This window comes from Aquipuribacter hungaricus, assembly GCF_037860755.1.
Classification (GTDB): Bacteria; Actinomycetota; Actinomycetes; order Actinomycetales; family JBBAYJ01; genus Aquipuribacter; species Aquipuribacter hungaricus.
Genome location: NZ_JBBEOI010000402.1, coordinates 1 through 1,719 on the forward strand (window position 1 = coordinate 1; position 1,719 = coordinate 1,719).

General features: G+C 78.2%; 1 protein-coding gene. It reads left to right on the forward strand.

Features of this window, described 5'->3' with window-relative positions; genetic code table 11:
- Window positions 1-189: 189 nt before the first annotated feature.
- Window positions 190-1,665 carry a serine hydrolase domain-containing protein gene (locus tag WCS02_RS20150; RefSeq protein ID WP_340296088.1) on the forward strand — a complete coding sequence of 492 codons (1,476 nt, stop codon included), beginning with the start codon at window positions 190-192 and terminating at the stop codon, window positions 1,663-1,665.
- Window positions 1,666-1,719: the final 54 nt, after the last annotated feature.

The window sequence follows — 1,719 nt, forward strand, 5'->3', positions numbered from 1 at the left end:
GCCGCCGCCGCTGCGGCCGCCTCCGCCGACGACGGCCAGCGCCCGGCGCCCCGCGGCGGGTCGGTCCGCAGCAGCGCCTACCAGGAGCCCGGGCTGCGCGAGCGCGCCACCTCCGTCGTCAAGGGCCTCGGCCGGCGCCGCAAGGGCTGACCGGGAGCGCTGCTCACCGTCCCTCGCCATGATGGGGCGGTGAGCAGCGCAGCCCCGCCCCCCGACCTGACGCCCGACCTCGTCCGCGGGGCGGGGGCCTACGTCGACAGCTGGTGGGGCTTCCGCCGCCGGCACCACCGGCTCCCCGGGATGCAGGGGGCGGTGGCGCTGCGCGGGGACGTGCTGCTGTCCGCCGCGCACGGCCTGGCCGACGTCGCCGCCGGCACCCCGGTCGACGACTCCACGGTGTTCCGGGTGGCGTCGCACTCCAAGACGTTCACCGCGACCGTCGTGCACCAGCTCGCGACGGAAGGCGCCCTCGGGCTCGACGACACGCTCGGGCGCTGGCTGCCGTGGACCACGGCGTCGGCGGACGGCGTCGCCCGGCTCACCCTGCGCCAGCTGCTCGGCCACACCTCGGGCCTCACCCGTGACGGCGCCGACGGCGACCACTGGCAGCTGCGCCGGCCGTTCCTCGACGAGGCCGCGCTCCGGGCCGTGCTCGACGACCCCGCCTCGCTCGTCACCGCACCGGACGTGCGGTTCAAGTACTCGAACATCGGCTACGCCCTGCTCGGCCTCGTGGTCGCGGCGGCCTCGGGGACGTCGTGGGCGGAGGCGGTCCGCGCGCGGGTGGTGGAGCCGCTGGGGCTCACCTCGACCGCACCCGACCTGGCCCCCGGCGACCCGCTCGCCGACCGGGTGGCGACGGGCTACACCTCGCTGGCCTACGCCGACGAGCGGGTGCCGGTCGAGCAGGTCGGGACCGGGGCGATGGCCGCCGCCACCGGGTTCTGCTCCACCGCGACCGACCTGGTCCGCTACCTGTCGGCGCACGCCGAGGGCGAGGACGGACCGCGGCTGCTCGACCCGCTGGCCCGCCGCCAGATGCAGCACACCTGGTGGGACGTCGACGGGACGCCCGACGAGGGCTACGGGCTCGGCATGGGCGTCACCACCGTGGGCCGCCGCCGGACGGTCGGCCACGGCGGCGGCTGGCCCGGTCACATCACCCGCAGCCTGCTCGACCCGGTCGCCGGCCTCGCGGTGTCGGTGCTGACCAACGCTGTCGACGGCCCCGCCGTGGAGCTCGCGACCGGGGCGGTCCGGCTGCTCGACCTCGCCGCGTCAGCGCCCGCCGGGACGGAGCCGCTCGCCGGGGAGGCGCTGGCCACGGCCCGGGCGGCGACCGGTCGCTGGGCGACGCTGTGGGGCGTGCAGGACGTCGCCGTCCTCGGTGGCCGGCTCGTGCTGCTGTCGCCCGCGCTCGCCGACCCCACCGGGTCGGTGCAGGAGCTCGAGGTGCTCGACGCGACGACGCTGCAGGTGGTGAGCGGGCCGGGGTACGCCTCCGTCGGGGAACGGGTGCTGCTGGACCGCGACGGGGACGGGCCCGCCCGCACCCTGCGCGCCGGCAGCGGCATGACCGCCTGGCGGCTGGAGGACCTCCCGCTGCCGGGCCGCGTGGGGCTCGGCAGCCTGTGGCCGGCCGGTCAGGAGCCTGGCGGTCGCTGACGTGCGGTGGCCGCTGGGGCGGCGGCCGCTGGTGCGCGCGGCCGCTAGCGCGCG